Origin of the sequence: Caulobacter sp. 17J80-11, assembly GCF_014349105.1 — a bacterium.
Lineage (GTDB): Bacteria > Pseudomonadota > Alphaproteobacteria > Caulobacterales > Caulobacteraceae > 17J80-11.
In genome coordinates this window covers 130,192-143,540 of record NZ_JACSJI010000002.1, presented here as the reverse complement: position 1 = coordinate 143,540, position 13,349 = coordinate 130,192, and the positions used below count along the sequence as shown (strand labels likewise).

Annotated in this window: 16 protein-coding genes; 2 read left to right on the top strand and 14 right to left on the bottom strand. The window is 68.6% G+C overall.

The window, feature by feature from the left end; translation table 11 throughout:
- Window positions 1-5: 5 nt before the first annotated feature.
- Complete coding sequence (gene nuoK, locus H8B08_RS03150; RefSeq protein WP_163262765.1) at window positions 6-314, bottom strand: NADH-quinone oxidoreductase subunit NuoK; 309 nt, start codon at window positions 312-314, stop codon at window positions 6-8.
- Window positions 311-925, bottom strand: a complete 615-nt coding sequence (locus tag H8B08_RS03145) for an NADH-quinone oxidoreductase subunit J (RefSeq protein ID WP_187448760.1) — start codon at window positions 923-925, stop codon at window positions 311-313. The genes nuoK and H8B08_RS03145 overlap by 4 nt, the downstream gene beginning before the upstream one ends.
- 246 nt (window positions 926-1,171) lie before the next feature.
- Between H8B08_RS03145 and H8B08_RS03140 the strand changes: the two genes are divergently transcribed.
- Entirely contained in the window at window positions 1,172-1,990 is an 819-nt protein-coding gene (locus tag H8B08_RS03140; RefSeq protein ID WP_187448759.1) for a methyltransferase domain-containing protein, read from the top strand.
- A gap of 61 nt (window positions 1,991-2,051) precedes the next feature.
- The gene (locus H8B08_RS03135; RefSeq protein WP_187448758.1) at window positions 2,052-3,896 is read left to right on the top strand and encodes a sensor histidine kinase; all 1,845 of its coding nucleotides are present in this window, start codon (window positions 2,052-2,054) and stop codon (window positions 3,894-3,896) included.
- 53 nt (window positions 3,897-3,949) lie between these two features.
- On the opposite strand, the gene nuoI is transcribed toward H8B08_RS03135, so the two are convergent.
- From nuoI to H8B08_RS03075, 12 genes are read right to left on the bottom strand one after another with little or no spacing between them, the layout of a single operon-like run.
- Entirely contained in the window at window positions 3,950-4,441 is a 492-nt protein-coding gene (gene nuoI / locus H8B08_RS03130) for an NADH-quinone oxidoreductase subunit NuoI (protein WP_187448757.1), read from the bottom strand.
- Complete coding sequence (gene nuoH / locus H8B08_RS03125; RefSeq protein ID WP_187448756.1) at window positions 4,441-5,514, bottom strand: NADH-quinone oxidoreductase subunit NuoH; 1,074 nt, start codon at window positions 5,512-5,514, stop codon at window positions 4,441-4,443. Before nuoH ends, nuoI begins: the two co-directional genes overlap by 1 nt.
- Before the next feature lie 5 nt (window positions 5,515-5,519).
- Window positions 5,520-7,580: an NADH-quinone oxidoreductase subunit NuoG gene (gene nuoG / locus H8B08_RS03120; protein ID WP_187448755.1), complete on the bottom strand. Its 2,061-nt coding sequence runs from the start codon at window positions 7,578-7,580 to the stop codon at window positions 5,520-5,522.
- A gap of 6 nt (window positions 7,581-7,586) precedes the next feature.
- A complete protein-coding gene (gene nuoF / locus H8B08_RS03115) occupies window positions 7,587-8,900 on the bottom strand; it encodes an NADH-quinone oxidoreductase subunit NuoF (protein WP_187448754.1) in 1,314 nt (437 codons plus the stop codon).
- 7 nt (window positions 8,901-8,907) lie between these two features.
- Complete coding sequence (locus H8B08_RS03110; RefSeq protein WP_187448753.1) at window positions 8,908-9,156, bottom strand: hypothetical protein; 249 nt, start codon at window positions 9,154-9,156, stop codon at window positions 8,908-8,910.
- Window positions 9,153-9,440, bottom strand: a complete 288-nt coding sequence (locus tag H8B08_RS03105; RefSeq protein ID WP_187448752.1) for a hypothetical protein — start codon at window positions 9,438-9,440, stop codon at window positions 9,153-9,155. Before H8B08_RS03105 ends, H8B08_RS03110 begins: the two co-directional genes overlap by 4 nt.
- Window positions 9,437-10,102: an NADH-quinone oxidoreductase subunit NuoE gene (nuoE, locus tag H8B08_RS03100; RefSeq protein ID WP_187448751.1), complete on the bottom strand. Its 666-nt coding sequence runs from the start codon at window positions 10,100-10,102 to the stop codon at window positions 9,437-9,439. Before nuoE ends, H8B08_RS03105 begins: the two co-directional genes overlap by 4 nt.
- Entirely contained in the window at window positions 10,102-10,467 is a 366-nt protein-coding gene (locus tag H8B08_RS03095) for a hypothetical protein (RefSeq protein WP_187448750.1), read from the bottom strand. Before H8B08_RS03095 ends, nuoE begins: the two co-directional genes overlap by 1 nt.
- Window positions 10,467-11,690 carry an NADH-quinone oxidoreductase subunit D gene (locus H8B08_RS03090; protein ID WP_187448749.1) on the bottom strand — a complete coding sequence of 408 codons (1,224 nt, stop codon included), beginning with the start codon at window positions 11,688-11,690 and terminating at the stop codon, window positions 10,467-10,469. The genes H8B08_RS03095 and H8B08_RS03090 overlap by 1 nt, the downstream gene beginning before the upstream one ends.
- A 3-nt stretch (window positions 11,691-11,693) precedes the next feature.
- Window positions 11,694-12,299 carry an NADH-quinone oxidoreductase subunit C gene (locus H8B08_RS03085; RefSeq protein ID WP_187448748.1) on the bottom strand — a complete coding sequence of 202 codons (606 nt, stop codon included), beginning with the start codon at window positions 12,297-12,299 and terminating at the stop codon, window positions 11,694-11,696.
- Window positions 12,300-12,309: 10 nt separating this feature from the next.
- Window positions 12,310-12,894 (bottom strand): NADH-quinone oxidoreductase subunit B family protein, encoded by a 585-nt coding sequence (locus H8B08_RS03080; protein ID WP_370545383.1) that lies wholly within the window; start codon window positions 12,892-12,894, stop codon window positions 12,310-12,312.
- Window positions 12,864-13,241, bottom strand: coding sequence for an NADH-quinone oxidoreductase subunit A (locus H8B08_RS03075; RefSeq protein WP_187448746.1), 378 nt, complete (start codon window positions 13,239-13,241; stop codon window positions 12,864-12,866). Before H8B08_RS03075 ends, H8B08_RS03080 begins: the two co-directional genes overlap by 31 nt.
- Window positions 13,242-13,349 lie beyond the last annotated feature (108 nt).

Genomic DNA, 13,349 nt, shown 5'->3' with positions numbered 1-13,349 from the left:
TGGACTTAGCCCTTCATCATGCTGGCGTCGTCGACGGCGATGTCGCCGCGATTACGGAAGAAGGTGACGAGGATGGCGAGGCCGACGGCCGCCTCGGCGGCGGCCACGGTCAGCACGAACATGGCCATGATCTGGCCGGCCACGTCGTTCAGGTAGGCCGAGAACGCCACGAAGTTGATGTTCACCGACAGCAGGATCAGCTCGATCGACATCAGGATGACGATCACGTTCTTGCGGTTCACGAAGATGCCGAACACGCCGATCGTGAACAGGATCGCGGCGACGGCCAGGTAGTGGGCGAGCGTGACGGTCATTCGGAAATCCCCTCGCCGGTCGGGACGCTGACGACCGCCACCGCGTCCTTGCGGCGGCGACCGACCTGCACGGCCACCTTCTGGCGGCGCACGTTCGGCTTGTGGCGCAGCGTCAGGACGATGGCGCCGACCATGGCGATCAGCAGCACGATCCCGGCCGCTTGGAAGAAGTAGACGTAGTCGGTGTAGAGCACCCGGCCGATCGCTTCGGCGTTGGTCATGTCGGCCGCGGCGGCCAGCGGGACCTTGCCGGCGGCCGCGCCGCGGTCGGCGACGGCGACGCTGACGAAGATCATCTCGCCCAGCAGCACGACGCCGATCACCAGCGCCAGCGGCAGATATTGGGCGAAGCCCTGTCGCAGGCTGGCGAAGTCGACGTCCAGCATCATGACGACGAACAGGAACAGCACCGCGACGGCGCCGACGTAGACCACGACCAGCAGCATGGCCAGGAACTCCGCGCCGAGCAGCACGAAGAGGCCGGCCGCCGAGAAGAAGGCCAGGATCAGGAACAGCACCGAGTGCACGGGATTTCGGGCCGAAACGACGGCCAGACCGGAAACGACGGTGACTGTGGCGAGGATGTAGAAGGCGAGCGCCGGAAGCGGCATGCGGACATCTGCTCCGTGCGGTCCGCGCCGCTTCGAAGCGCGGGAGGCGGAAAGAAACTCATGAAGCCTGCGGGACGTTCGAGGGACGCGAATCCGCGCCCCTTCGGGGTCCCGCAAGCCGGCGCTCTTCTAGACTGGGCCGGATGCGATTGCAAAGGGTCCGGAGGGCTGTTCGGAACCGCAAGAACCGGGATGGCGCCGGAGCCTGTGCGCATCCATCTTCCCGGCTCAGTTTGAGAGGTCCTCATGGCCGAGAAAGATCAAAATTACCTGCTGGGCACGCACGACGAGGAGATCGCCCGGCTCGGCCTGCAGCACCGGGTCTGGCGCCCGCGCGTGCTGGACGCCTGGCGCCGGGCGGGAATCACCGAGGGCTCGACCGTGGTCGACGCCGGGGCCGGCCCCGGATGGGCTTCCGTGGACCTGGCCGAGATCGTCGGCGCGACCGGGCGGGTGCACGCCCTGGAGCGTTCCGAGCGGTTCCTCGCCTATCTGAACGCGGTCGCCGCCCAGCGCGGGCTCGACAACGTCTCCACCCACAACCTCGACCTGGTGCTCGACGCCCTGCCCGTCGCGAACGCCGACGCCTTCTGGGTGCGCTGGGTGCTGGCCTTCGTCAGCGACCCGCGCGCCGTGCTGGCCAAGCTGGCCTCCACCCTGCGCCCGGGCGGCGTGGCCGTGATCCACGAGTATCTGGACTACGGCACGTGGGCCTTCGCCCCGGCCCAGCCGATGCAGGAAGCCTTCCGCGACTTCGTCACCGCGGACTGGCGCGCCAGCGGCGGCGAGCCGGAGATCGGCCGCTTCCTACCCGCCATGCTTCCGGAGGCCGGTTTCCGAATCAAGGAGTTGCGCCCGATCGTGGATGTGGTGCCGCCGACCAACTTCGTCTGGCAGTGGCCCGCGTCCTTCGCCAAGACCTATCCGGAGCATCTGGTGCAGACCGGCAAGCGCGACCGCGCCTGGGCCGACCAGGTGATCGCCGAATACGAAGCGGCCGAAAAGAACCCGAACGCCATGATGGTCACCCCCATGGTGCTGGAGGTGATCGCCGAGCGGGTCTGAGGCGGCGGAACATCCGGGCACGGCGGCTGTTCAGGGCGTGACCGCCGCGAACCGGCCGCCGATGACCCTGCGCCTCTTCTCGCGCCTGTGCGGCCTCGTCGCCGTCGTCGCCGCCCTGCTCGTCCTGGCGGGCTGGGCCTGGGACGTCCCCGCTCTGGAGGCCCTGTTTCCCGGCTTCCCTGCGACCCAACCGACGACAGCGCTGGTCATCGGGCTCCTCGGGGGCGGCCTGCTTTCGGCGGCGTCTGACCGGCCGCCCGCGCGCGGGCTGGCGCGGGCGCTGTCGGTCCTGGTCGCGCTGATCTGCGTAGCGACCATCCTGGCCTACGCCGGCTTCGACATCGGCGTGGACCGGTGGCTCTTCCCGGACCGGGTGGCGGAACAGCGCTTCATCCCGCACCCCGGCCGCATGGGCCAGATGACCATCACCTGCGCCCTCCTCCTGGCCTTCGCGATCGCGGCCAAGGCCCGGCGCCGATGGCCGCGGACGGCGGTGGGGGCCGCCACCGTGGCGCTGCTGCTGGCGGCGGCGGCGTCTCTGGCCTTCGTGTTCAACGCCGGAACGGCCGGCTTCGCGTCCGTCTCCATCCCGACCGCGGCCGTCCTGGCGGTGCTGGGGGCCGGCGTGCTCGCCGCCCCGCCGCTCACCGGCTGGCCGCGGCGCCTGACGCTCGACACCCCCGGCGGCGCGGTCTCGCGGCTGCTGCTGCCGCTGGCGGTGCTGACCCCCGCAGGGATCGGCGCGATCGCCCTGATCGCCACGCGCGAGGGCTATTTCTCGCCGGACTTCCGGCTGGCGGTCGTCTGCGCGGTCACGGCGACAGCGTTCGGCGCCATGGTGATCTGGGCCGCAGACCGGATCGACGCGCTCGAAGCGGCGCGCCAGCAGTTGCGCCATCGGGCGGCGGAGGCCCAGGCCGGCGAGACGCGGCTGCGCGCGGTGGCCGACGCGGTGCCGGGGCTGCTGTTCGAAGGCGACGCCGAGGGGCGCAACACCTACGTCAACGCCCGATACCTGGCCTACACCGGCCTGCCCTTCGACGAGTTGCTCGGCGAAGGCTGGCGGCAGGTGGTTCATCCCGACGATCTCGGCCCGCTTTACGCCGTTTGGATCGACGCGGTGCGGGAGGTGCACCCGGTCCAGCAGGAGGTTCGCATCCGCAGGGCCGACGGCGCCTGGCGCTGGTTCATGCTGCGCGCAGCCCCTGCCCGCGACGCCGAGGGTCAGGTGGAGAAGTGGATCGGGGTGGCCACCGACATCACCGACCAGCGCGAGGCGATGGAGCTGCAGCGGACCCTTCTGCAGGAGGTCAGCCATCGGGTGAAGAACAGCCTCGCCCTGGTCTCCAGCCTGCTGGGGCTGCAGGCCCGGACGCTCCAGGACGCCCCACGGCGGGCGCTGGAGGACGCCGCCGCGAGAGTGCATGCGGTGGCGCGGGTGCACGACCAGCTCTGGCGCGGAGCCGGCATGCGCGAGATCGACCTGAGCGCCTTCCTGACCGACCTGTGCGCCGCCGTGGCCGGCACCGCCCCACAGCACGCCACCCGGGTCGACGCGGAGCCCGCTGTGGTCAGCGCCGACCTCGCCGTGCCGCTGGGCCTGCTGGTCAACGAGCTGCTGACCAACGCCTACAAGTACGCCTATCCCGAAGGCGAGGGCGGCGAGGTCCAGGTGCGCGGCGCCTCGGCGCCGGGCGGTCGCTATCGGCTGGAGGTGACCGACCGCGGCCGGGGCCTGCCGGCCGATTTCAACCTGGCTGGCTCCCGCGAGAGCCTGGGCATGCGCGTCGTCACCAGCCTGGCGGCCCAGCTCGGCGGCGAGCTGACCGCCGGCTCGGCCGAACCTGGCGCGCGCTTCACGCTGGAGTTCCCGCTGGGGGCCGCAGCCCCCTCCTCTCCCGAATGAAAAAAGCGCGGGAGAGGCCTCCCGCGCTTCATCTTTTCAGGCAGTCGCTCAGATCAGCGATACGGCGCGTCGAGCTCCAGGTTGCGAGCCAGCTCGCGCTCCCAGCGGTCGCCGTTCGCCAGCAGCTTCTCCTTGTCGTAGAGCAGCTCCTCGCGGGTCTCGGTGGTGAACTCCATGTTCGGGCCCTCGACGATGGCGTCCACCGGGCAGGCCTCCTGGCAGAGGCCGCAGTAGATGCACTTCACCATGTCGATGTCGTAGCGCGTCGTGCGGCGGCTGCCGTCGTCGCGCGGTTCGGCCTCGATGGTGATGGCCTGGGCCGGGCAGATCGCCTCGCAGAGCTTGCAGGCGATGCAGCGCTCTTCGCCGCTGGGATAGCGGCGCAGCGCGTGCTCGCCGCGGAAGCGCGGCGACAGCGGCCCCCGTTCGAACGGATAATTGATGGTCGCCTTGGGGCGCAGCATGTAGCGGAACGCCAGGCCCCAGGCCCCGATGAAGTCCAGCAGCATGGCGCCTTTGGCGGCCTGTCCGATCCTTTGGAACATCACGAAACTCCGAACACGCGCCAGGCGGCGACCAGGACCACCGCGGCCAGCGAGGTCGGCAGGAAGATCTTCCAGCCCAGACGCATGAGCTGGTCATAGCGATAGCGGGGCACCACCGCCTTGGCGACGGCGATCATGCAGAACCAGAACACCACCTTGATGATGAAGGTCAGCAGGTAGACCGTGTACTGCATCCAGCCCGGCAGGGCGTCGATCCAGCCCTGCGGCACGCCCGGGTGCCAGCCGCCGAAGAACAGGATGGTGATCATCGCGCACATCAGCACGATGTTCGCGTACTCGCCGATCATGAACAGCAGGTACGGGGTGGAGGAGTACTCGACCTGGTAACCGGCCACGAGCTCCGACTCCGCTTCCGGCAGGTCGAACGGCGGGCGGTTGGTCTCGGCCAGGGCCGAGATGAAGAACACCACCGACATGGGGATCATCACCAGGGCCATGTGCAGGCCGCCCAGGCCGTGGCCGCCGAACACGTTCCAGTTCAGCAGGCCGCCGCCCTGCGCGTCGACGATCGACGTCAGGCGCATGGAGCCGGAGAACAGGATGACGGTGATGATGATGAAGCCGATCGAGACCTCGTAGGACACCATCTGCGCGGCCGAACGAAGCGAGCCCAGGAACGGGTACTTCGAGTTGGAGGCCCAGCCGCCCATGATGATGCCGTAGACGCCCAGCGAGCTGATGGCGAACAGGTAGAGGATGCCGACGTTCAGGTCGGCCACCACCCAGCCCGGCGCGAACGGGATCACCGCCCAGGCGGCGAAGGCCAGGATGAAGGTGAGCAGCGGGGCCAGCAGGAAGACCGTCTTGTCGGCCCCGGCCGGGACGACGATCTCCTTGAACACGAACTTGAAGAAGTCCGCGAACGACTGGAACAGGCCGAACGGGCCGACCACGTTGGGGCCTTTGCGCAGCTGCACGCCGGCCCAGATTTTGCGGTCGCCCCACAGCAGGAAGGCCAGCGAGACCAGCACGCCGACCATGACCAGCAGGATCTGGCCGACGGTCAGAAGCGTCCACCCGCCCGGCGTGGTCCAGAAGCTTTCAGTCTGCATGGCGGTCACTCGGCGGCCAGAGCGCGGACGGGCGAACGCAGGGCCGAGAGTTCGGCCATGGTCACGCTGGCGCGCGCGATCGGGTTGGTCAGGTAGGGGTCGCGGATCAGGCTGACGAACGGCAGGTCGGAGACCTCGCCCTTGGCGCCCAGCTTGGCCAGGTCCAGCGCGGCCGACGGCGCGACGTAGTCGACGCGGCCGAAGGTCGGGTGCTCGATCAGCAGCTTGGCGCGCAGGTCGGCCAGGGTGTCGTACGGCAGGGTGCGGCCCAGGCGCTCCGACAGGGCGCGCAGGACGGCCCAGTCTTCCTTGGCCTCGCCCTTCGGGAACACCACGCGTTCGGCCAGCTGCACGCGGCCTTCGGTGCTGACGTAGAAGCCCGGCTTTTCGGTGTAGGCGGCGCCCGGCAGGATCACGTCGGCGCGCTGAGCCCCCGCGTCGCCGTGGCTGCCCATGTAGACCACGAAGGCGCGGCCCAGGCGGGACATGTCGATCTCGTCGGCGCCCATCAGGAAGAGGACGTCCAACGCGCCCTTGCCGGCCGCCTCGACCATGCCCGGCACGTCCAGGCCGCCCTCGCTCGGCACGAAGCCGAGGTCGAGGCCCGCCACGCGCCCGGCGGCGGTGTGCAGCACGTTGAAGCCGTTCCAGCCGTCCTTCACCACGCCGAAGGCCTTGGCGGCGTCGGCCGCCAGCTTCAGCACCGCGGCGCCGTCCGCTCGGGCCAGCGCGCCCATGCCGACGATCACGGCCGGACGCTGGGCGTTCTTCAGCACCTCGGCGAAGGCGGACTTCTTGACGTCCTTGAGGGCCTTCACGCCCTCGCCCAGCCAGGCGTAGTCGTAGGACAGGTCGGCCTGCTCGCCGATCACGCCGATCTGGGCCTTGCCGGCCAGCCAGATCTTGCGCAGGCGCGCGTTCAGCAGCGGCGCTTCCTTGCGCGGATCCGTGCCGATCAGCAGGACCGCGTCGGCGTCTTCGATGCCGGCCAGGGTCGAGTTGAACAGGTAGGCCTCGCGCTGGCCGACGCCGATCTGGGCGCCGTCCTGACGGCAGTCGAGGTTCTTCACGCCCATCGACCCGAACAGGTCCAGCGCGGCCTTCATCGACTCGGCGTCCTGCAGGTCGCCGGCGATCACGCCGACGCGCTCAGCCGCCACGCCCTGCATGCGCTGGGCGATGGTGTCGAAGGCCTCGGCCCAGGAGGCCGGCTTCAGCTTGCCGCCGACGCGCACGTAGGGGCGGTCCAGACGCTGGCGCATCAGGCCGTCCACGGCGTAGCGGCTGCGGTCCGACAGCCACTCCTCGTTCACCGCGTCGTTCACGCGCGGCAGCACGCGCATGACTTCCGGGCCGCGGTAGTCGGCGCGGATGTTCGAGCCCAGCGCGTCCATGACGTCGATGGTCTCGGTCTTGCGCAGTTCCCACGGGCGGTAGTTGAACGACCACGGGCGGTGGGTCAGGGCGCCGACCGGGCACAGGTCGTTGACGTTGCCCGACAGCTCCGAGGTGACCGCCTGCTCGAGGTAGGTGCCGATCTCGACGTCCTCGCCGCGGCCGGTCAGGCCGATCTCGGGAACGCCGGCGACTTCGGTGACGAAGCGGACGCAGCGCGTGCACTGGATGCAGCGCGTCATGAACGTCTTGATCGTCGGGCCCATGTTCTTTTCTTCGACCGCGCGTTTGTTCTCCGCATAGCGGGAAGCGTCGCGGCCGTAGCCCACGGCCTGGTCCTGCAGGTCGCACTCGCCGCCCTGGTCGCAGATCGGGCAGTCCAGCGGGTGGTTGATGAGCAGGAACTCCATCACCCCTTCGCGCGCCTTCTTCACCAGCGGCGTGTCGGTGAAGATCTCCTGGCCTTCGGCGGCCGGCAGGGCGCACGAAGCCTGCGGCTTCGGCGGTCCGGGCTTCACCTCGACGAGGCACATGCGGCAGTTGCCGGCGATGGACAGGCGCTCGTGGTAGCAGAAGCGCGGGATTTCATTCCCGGCCAGCTCCGCCACCTGCAGCACGGTCATGCCGGGTTCGAACTCGACCTCGACGCCGTTGACCTTGGCCTTGGGCATTCGAACTTACTCCGCCGCGAGCGTGGCGCCGGCGAACGAGCCGCGACGCGCGCGATATTGGTTGATGCGATCCTCGATCTCGTGGCGGAAGTGCCGGATCAGGCCCTGGACCGGCCAGGCCGCCGCGTCGCCGAGCGCGCAGATGGTGTGCCCTTCGACCTGACCGGCCACGTCGAGCAGCAGGTCGATCTCGGACGGATCGGCCTCGCCGATCGACATGCGTTCCAGCACGCGCCACATCCAGCCGGTGCCTTCACGGCACGGCGTGCACTGGCCGCAGCTCTCGTGCTTGTAGAAGTAGCTGATGCGGGCGATGGCCTTCACCATGTCGGTGGACTGGTCCATCACGATCACCGCCGCGGTCCCCAGGCCCGAGCGCAGTTCGCGCAGACTGTCGAAGTCCATCAGCGCGGTTTCGCACTGCTCGGCCGTGATCACCGGCACGGACGAGCCGCCCGGGATGACCGCCTTCAGGTTGCCCCAGCCGCCGCGCACGCCGCCGCAGTGCTCTTCGAGCAGCTGCTTCAGCGGGATCGACATGGCCTCTTCCACGTTGCACGGCTTGTTCACGTGGCCGGAGATGCACATCAGCTTGGTGCCGGTGTTGTTCGGACGGCCGAAGCCGGCGAACCAGTCGGCCCCGCGGCGCAGGATGGTGCCCACCACCGCGATCGACTCGACGTTGTTCACCGTGGTCGGGCAGCCGTACAGGCCCGCGCCGGCCGGGAACGGCGGCTTCAGGCGCGGCTGGCCCTTCTTGCCTTCCAGGCTTTCCAGCAGGGCCGTCTCTTCGCCGCAGATGTAGGCGCCGGCGCCGTGGTGGACGTAGACGTCGAAGTCCCAGCCGTGGACGTTGTTCTTGCCGATCAGCTTGGCCGCATAGGCCTCCTTGACCGCCTCTTCCAGGATCTCGCGCTCCCGGACGTACTCGCCGCGGAGATAGATGTAGCAGGCGTGCGCCTGCATCGCGAAGGAGGCGATCAGGCAGCCTTCGATCAGGAGGTGCGGATCGTGCCGCATGATCTCCCGGTCCTTGCAGGTGCCCGGCTCGGATTCGTCGGCGTTGACCACCAAGTAGTGCGGGCGGTCGCCCACCACCTTGGGCATGAACGACCACTTCAGGCCGGTGCCGAAGCCCGCCCCGCCGCGGCCGCGCAGGCCGGAGTTCTTGACCTGGGTGATGATCCAGTCGCGCCCGGCCGACAGCATGTCCGCCGTCGCGTTCCACGCGCCGCGCTTCTTCGCCCCGTCCAGCCGCCAGTCCTGGAGGCCGTACAGGTTGGTGAAGATGCGGTCCTTGTCTTCGAGAATGCCGACCATGTGCAAATCAACCGCCGGAGATCCGGCGCCGGTGATAACGATTGCGCTGGACCAACGCCACCGCGAGGGCGACCCATCCAGCTCCGAAACAGATCCAACCGAGCGTGATCACCCAGTTGGGATAGGCGCCGAGGGACAGGATCGCCCCCACCACCACGAGAGCCATTCCCGTCAACCGCGCCGGCTGGGCCACCTTGCGCAGTTCCGCGCGGTAGGCCGCCCTGCCCTCGGGCGTCGACAGGTCCGGCGGGTTCACGAACGCCCCTCCGGATCGAACGGGTGCTCTTCGCGCCACTTCTTGCGGCGCATGAACACCACCACCCAGCAGGCCAGGGCCGCGACCAGCGCCACCATCCCCAGCCACCAGAGCGTCTTGAAGTCGGCCAGATCGAAGCGGCGACCGACCACCGAGACCAGGCCCAGAAGCGTGAAGACCCAGGCCCCCGCCTCCCACTTGCCGCCCGCCCGGTTGAGCTCGCGGTTGTAGGCGAGCCGGCGCTCCAGCAAGCGCTTGCGGGCCTCGATCTCCTCGGGCGTCACGTCGCCGTCTCCGGCGTCGGCGCGTTCGGCAGCTGCTTGATCTTCTTGGCGGCCGAGCCGTCGTAGAGCTTCGGATCGGTCAGGGTCAGCGCCCCGCCCTGCGGCTCCGAGGAATGACGGCCGGCGTAGGAGCCCGGGTACGGCTTCTCGCCGGCGCGGAACTTGTCGAGGATGTCGGCCAGGCTCTCCGGCGTCAGGTCCTCGTAGTAGTAGTCGTTGATCTGGGCCATCGGCGCGTTCACGCACGCGCCGAGGCACTCGACTTCCTGCCAGGTGAACCAGCCGTCGGCCGACATGTGGTCCTTCGCGCCGATCTTGTCCTTGCAGACCGTGATCAGGTCGCCCGCGCCGCGAAGCATGCACGGGGTGGTGCCGCAGACCTGGACCAGGACCTTACCCACCGGCTCCAGCTGGAACATGGTGTAGAAGGTCGCCACTTCCAGCACGCGGATGTAGGGCATGCCGAGCAGTTCGGCGATGGCGCGCAGGGCCGGCTCCGAGCACCAGCCTTCCTGCTTCTGCACCAGCCACAGGATCGGGATCACCGCCGATTGACGGCGGCTCTCGGGATACTTCGCGATCCACCAGTTCGCCTTCTCCAGGGTCTCCGGAGAAAAGGCGAAGGACGCGGGCTGCTCCTTGGCGAGACGACGGACCGACATCAGACGGCCTCTTTCCTTACTTCGCCGGCGGACACGGGCCGCGCGGCTTCCAAACGCAATTGGGCCTGTCGCACCGGGCCGACCCGACGCGCGACGATCACGCCGACGTAGGCGACCACGAACAGGCCCAGATAGATCGGCTGGCCGGAGGCCGCCGGGGTCGCCCCGGTGAGGGTCCGATAGGCCAGGCCGGCGGCGAGCAGCAGCAACAGCGGCGACCACACCGTAGCCACGTCCTGCAGATAGCCGCGCGCGCCGCCCGGATGGAGCGGCCACCACGGCTTCGCCGCGCCCCAGCGCAGCAGGACGACGCCCGCCAGCACGGCGAGCGACGTCAGAGTCAGCAGGATCGGGCTGCCGGTCATCACCGGTCGATTTCCCCGAACACGATGTCCAGCGAGCCCAGGATGGCGGACACGTCGGCCAGCATGTGGCCGCGGTTCATCCAGTCCATGGCCGCCAGGTGCGGGAAGCCGGGCGCGCGGATCTTGCAGCGGTACGGCTTGTTGGTGCCGTCCGAGACCAGATACACGCCGAACTCGCCCTTGGGGGCCTCGACGTAGGCGTAGACCTCGCCCGGCGGGGTGCGGAAGCCTTCGGTGTAGAGCTTGAAGTGGTGGATGAGCGCCTCCATCGAGCGCTTCATCTCGCCGCGACGCGGCGGGGCCACCTTGTTGTCCACCGCCAGCACCGGGCCGGGGGTTTTGCGCAGGCGATCAATGCACTGCTGCATGATCTTCAGCGACTGGTACATCTCCTCCATGCGCAGGAGGTAGCGGTCCCAGCAGTCGCCGTTCTTGCCGACCGGAATGTCGAACTCCAGGTCCGCGTAGCACTCGTAGGGCTGGCTCTTGCGCAGGTCCCAGGCCACGCCCGAGCCGCGCAGCATCACGCCGGTGAAGCCCCAGGCGATCGCCTGCTCCTTCGACACCACGCCGATGTCGACGTTGCGCTGCTTGAAGATGCGGTTCTCGGTGACCAGGGCCTCGAGGTCCTTGGTCACGCGCGGGAATTCGCTGATCCAGCGCTCGATGTCGTCGATCAGGTCCGGCGGCAGGTCCTGGTGGACGCCGCCCGGGCGGAAGTAGTTGGCGTGCAGGCGCGCGCCGCAGGCGCGCTCGTAGAACACCATCAGCTTCTCGCGCTCTTCGAAGCCCCACAGCGGCGGGGTGAGCGCGCCGACGTCCATCGCCTGGGTGGTGACGTTCAGCAGGTGGTTCAGAATGCGGCCGATTTCCGAGTACAGCACCCGGATCAGCTGGCCGCGGATCGGCACCTCGACACCCAGCAGGCGCTCGATGGCCAGGCAGAACGCGTGCTCCTGGTTCATCGGCGCGACGTAGTCGAGCCGGTCGAAGTACGGGATGTTCTGCAGGTAGGTGCGCGCCTCCATCAGCTTCTCGGTGCCGCGGTGCAGCAGGCCGATGTGCGGATCGACGCGCTCGACGACTTCGCCGTCGAGCTCGAGCACGAGACGCAGAACCCCGTGCGCCGCAGGGTGTTGCGGGCCGAAGTTGATGGTGAACTTGCGGTCCTCGTCGGCGCCCAGCGCGGGGCGGGCGAGATCGGATTGGCCGGCTTCGGGCATGGCTCAGCCTTTCGCCTTTTCGTCGCCGGGCAGGACGTACTTGGCCCCTTCCCACGGCGAGAGGAAATCGAACTGTCGGAACTCTTGGGTGAGCTTCACCGGCTCGTACACGACCCGCTTCTGCTCCTCGTCCCAGCGCACTTCGACATAGCCCGTCATCGGGAAGTCCTTGCGCAGCGGGAAGCCGGTGAAGCCGTAGTCGGTCAGCAGCCGGCGCAGGTCGGGGTGTCCGGCGAACAGCACGCCGTACATGTCGAACGCCTCGCGCTCGAACCAGTCGGCGACCGGGAAGACGCTGGTGATGGTGGAGACCGGGGTCTCCTCGTCGGTCTGCACCTTGACCCGCACGCGCAGGTTCTTGGTCAGCGACAGCAGGTGATAGACCACGTCGAACCGGCGCGCGCGCTCCGGATAGTCGACCGCGGTCAGGTCGATCAACTGCACGAAGCGCAGCTCCGCGTCGTCGCGCAGCAGCTTCAGCACCTCGACGATGCGGTCGCGGTCGGCCAGCAGGGTCAGCTCGCCGTAGGCGAGCTCGAACGCGGAAACGGCGCCGTTCGACTTGGCGACGGCGGCTTCCGCGACGGCGGTCAGCTTTTCAATGCTCATGCCGCCCTCCTCAGCGCTCGATCGAGCCGGTGCGGCGGATCTTCTTCTGCAGCTGCAGCACGCCGTAGACCAGGGCCTCGGCGGTCGGCGGACAGCCGGGCACGTAGACGTCGACCGGCACGATCCGGTCGCAGCCGCGCACGACGCTGTAGCTGTAGTGATAGTAGCCGCCGCCGTTGGCGCAGCTGCCCATCGAGATCACGTACCGCGGCTCCGGCATCTGGTCGTAGACCTTGCGGAGCGCCGGGGCCATCTTGTTGGTCAGGGTGCCGGCGACGATCATCACGTCCGACTGGCGCGGGCTGGCGCGCGGCGCGAAGCCGAAGCGCTCCAGGTCGTAGCGCGGCATGGACGCCTGCATCATCTCCACGGCGCAGCACGCCAGGCCGAACGTCATCCACATCAGGGAACCCGTGCGGGCCCAGGTGATGACGTCGTCGGCGGCGGCGACCAGGAAGCCCTTGTCGGTCAGTTCGGCCGAGACGTGCTCGAAGAACTTGTCGTGGACCTTCGGGTCGTAGCCTTCGACCGTGGCGCGGCCGGCCATGCCGGCGGGAAGCTTGTTCAGTCCCATTCCAGCGCCCCCTTCTTCCACTCGTAGATGAAGCCGACGGTCAGCACGCCGAGGAACGCCATCATCGACCAGAAGGCGAACACCATCTCCGGCTTCGGCAGGTCGAACATCGACACCGCCCAGGGGAACAGGAACGCGACTTCGAGGTCGAAGATGATGAACAGGATCGACACCAGGTAGAACCGGATGTCGAACTTCGTGCGCGCGTCTTCGAAGGCGTTGAAGCCGCACTCGTAGGCCGAGTTCTTCTCGGTGTCGGGCGCGCTGGGCGCCATGATCCAGGCGGCCAGCATGAAGCCGACCCCCAGCGCCGCCGCGATCCCGAAAAAGATCACGATGGGCAGATATTCCAGCAGGAACGCGTTCATCGATGAGCCTCGTCCGCCGAGGAGAGCGGCGGAATCGCGGGCCTTTTAGACCATGGCCGGAGCCGGTTCAAACCCTTAGCGCGGGGTCGCCACACGCCCTCGTGAAAT

Bases quoted from the DNA above. Each gene is read 5' to 3' on its own strand.
- nuoK (WP_163262765.1), bottom strand. From the start codon at position 314: ATGACCGTCACGCTCGCCCACTACCTGGCCGTCGCCGCGATCCTGTTC.
- H8B08_RS03145 (WP_187448760.1), bottom strand. From the start codon at position 925: ATGCCGCTTCCGGCGCTCGCCTTCTACATCCTCGCCACAGTCACCGTC.
- H8B08_RS03140 (WP_187448759.1), top strand. From the start codon at position 1,172: ATGGCCGAGAAAGATCAAAATTACCTGCTGGGCACGCACGACGAGGAG.
- H8B08_RS03135 (WP_187448758.1), top strand. From the start codon at position 2,052: ATGACCCTGCGCCTCTTCTCGCGCCTGTGCGGCCTCGTCGCCGTCGTC.
- nuoI (WP_187448757.1), bottom strand. From the start codon at position 4,441: ATGTTCCAAAGGATCGGACAGGCCGCCAAAGGCGCCATGCTGCTGGAC.
- nuoH (WP_187448756.1), bottom strand. From the start codon at position 5,514: ATGCAGACTGAAAGCTTCTGGACCACGCCGGGCGGGTGGACGCTTCTG.
- nuoG (WP_187448755.1), bottom strand. From the start codon at position 7,580: ATGCCCAAGGCCAAGGTCAACGGCGTCGAGGTCGAGTTCGAACCCGGC.
- nuoF (WP_187448754.1), bottom strand. From the start codon at position 8,900: ATGGTCGGCATTCTCGAAGACAAGGACCGCATCTTCACCAACCTGTAC.
- nuoE (WP_187448751.1), bottom strand. From the start codon at position 10,102: ATGTCGGTCCGTCGTCTCGCCAAGGAGCAGCCCGCGTCCTTCGCCTTT.
- H8B08_RS03095 (WP_187448750.1), bottom strand. From the start codon at position 10,467: ATGACCGGCAGCCCGATCCTGCTGACTCTGACGTCGCTCGCCGTGCTG.
- H8B08_RS03090 (WP_187448749.1), bottom strand. From the start codon at position 11,690: ATGCCCGAAGCCGGCCAATCCGATCTCGCCCGCCCCGCGCTGGGCGCC.
- H8B08_RS03085 (WP_187448748.1), bottom strand. From the start codon at position 12,299: ATGAGCATTGAAAAGCTGACCGCCGTCGCGGAAGCCGCCGTCGCCAAG.
- H8B08_RS03075 (WP_187448746.1), bottom strand. From the start codon at position 13,241: ATGAACGCGTTCCTGCTGGAATATCTGCCCATCGTGATCTTTTTCGGG.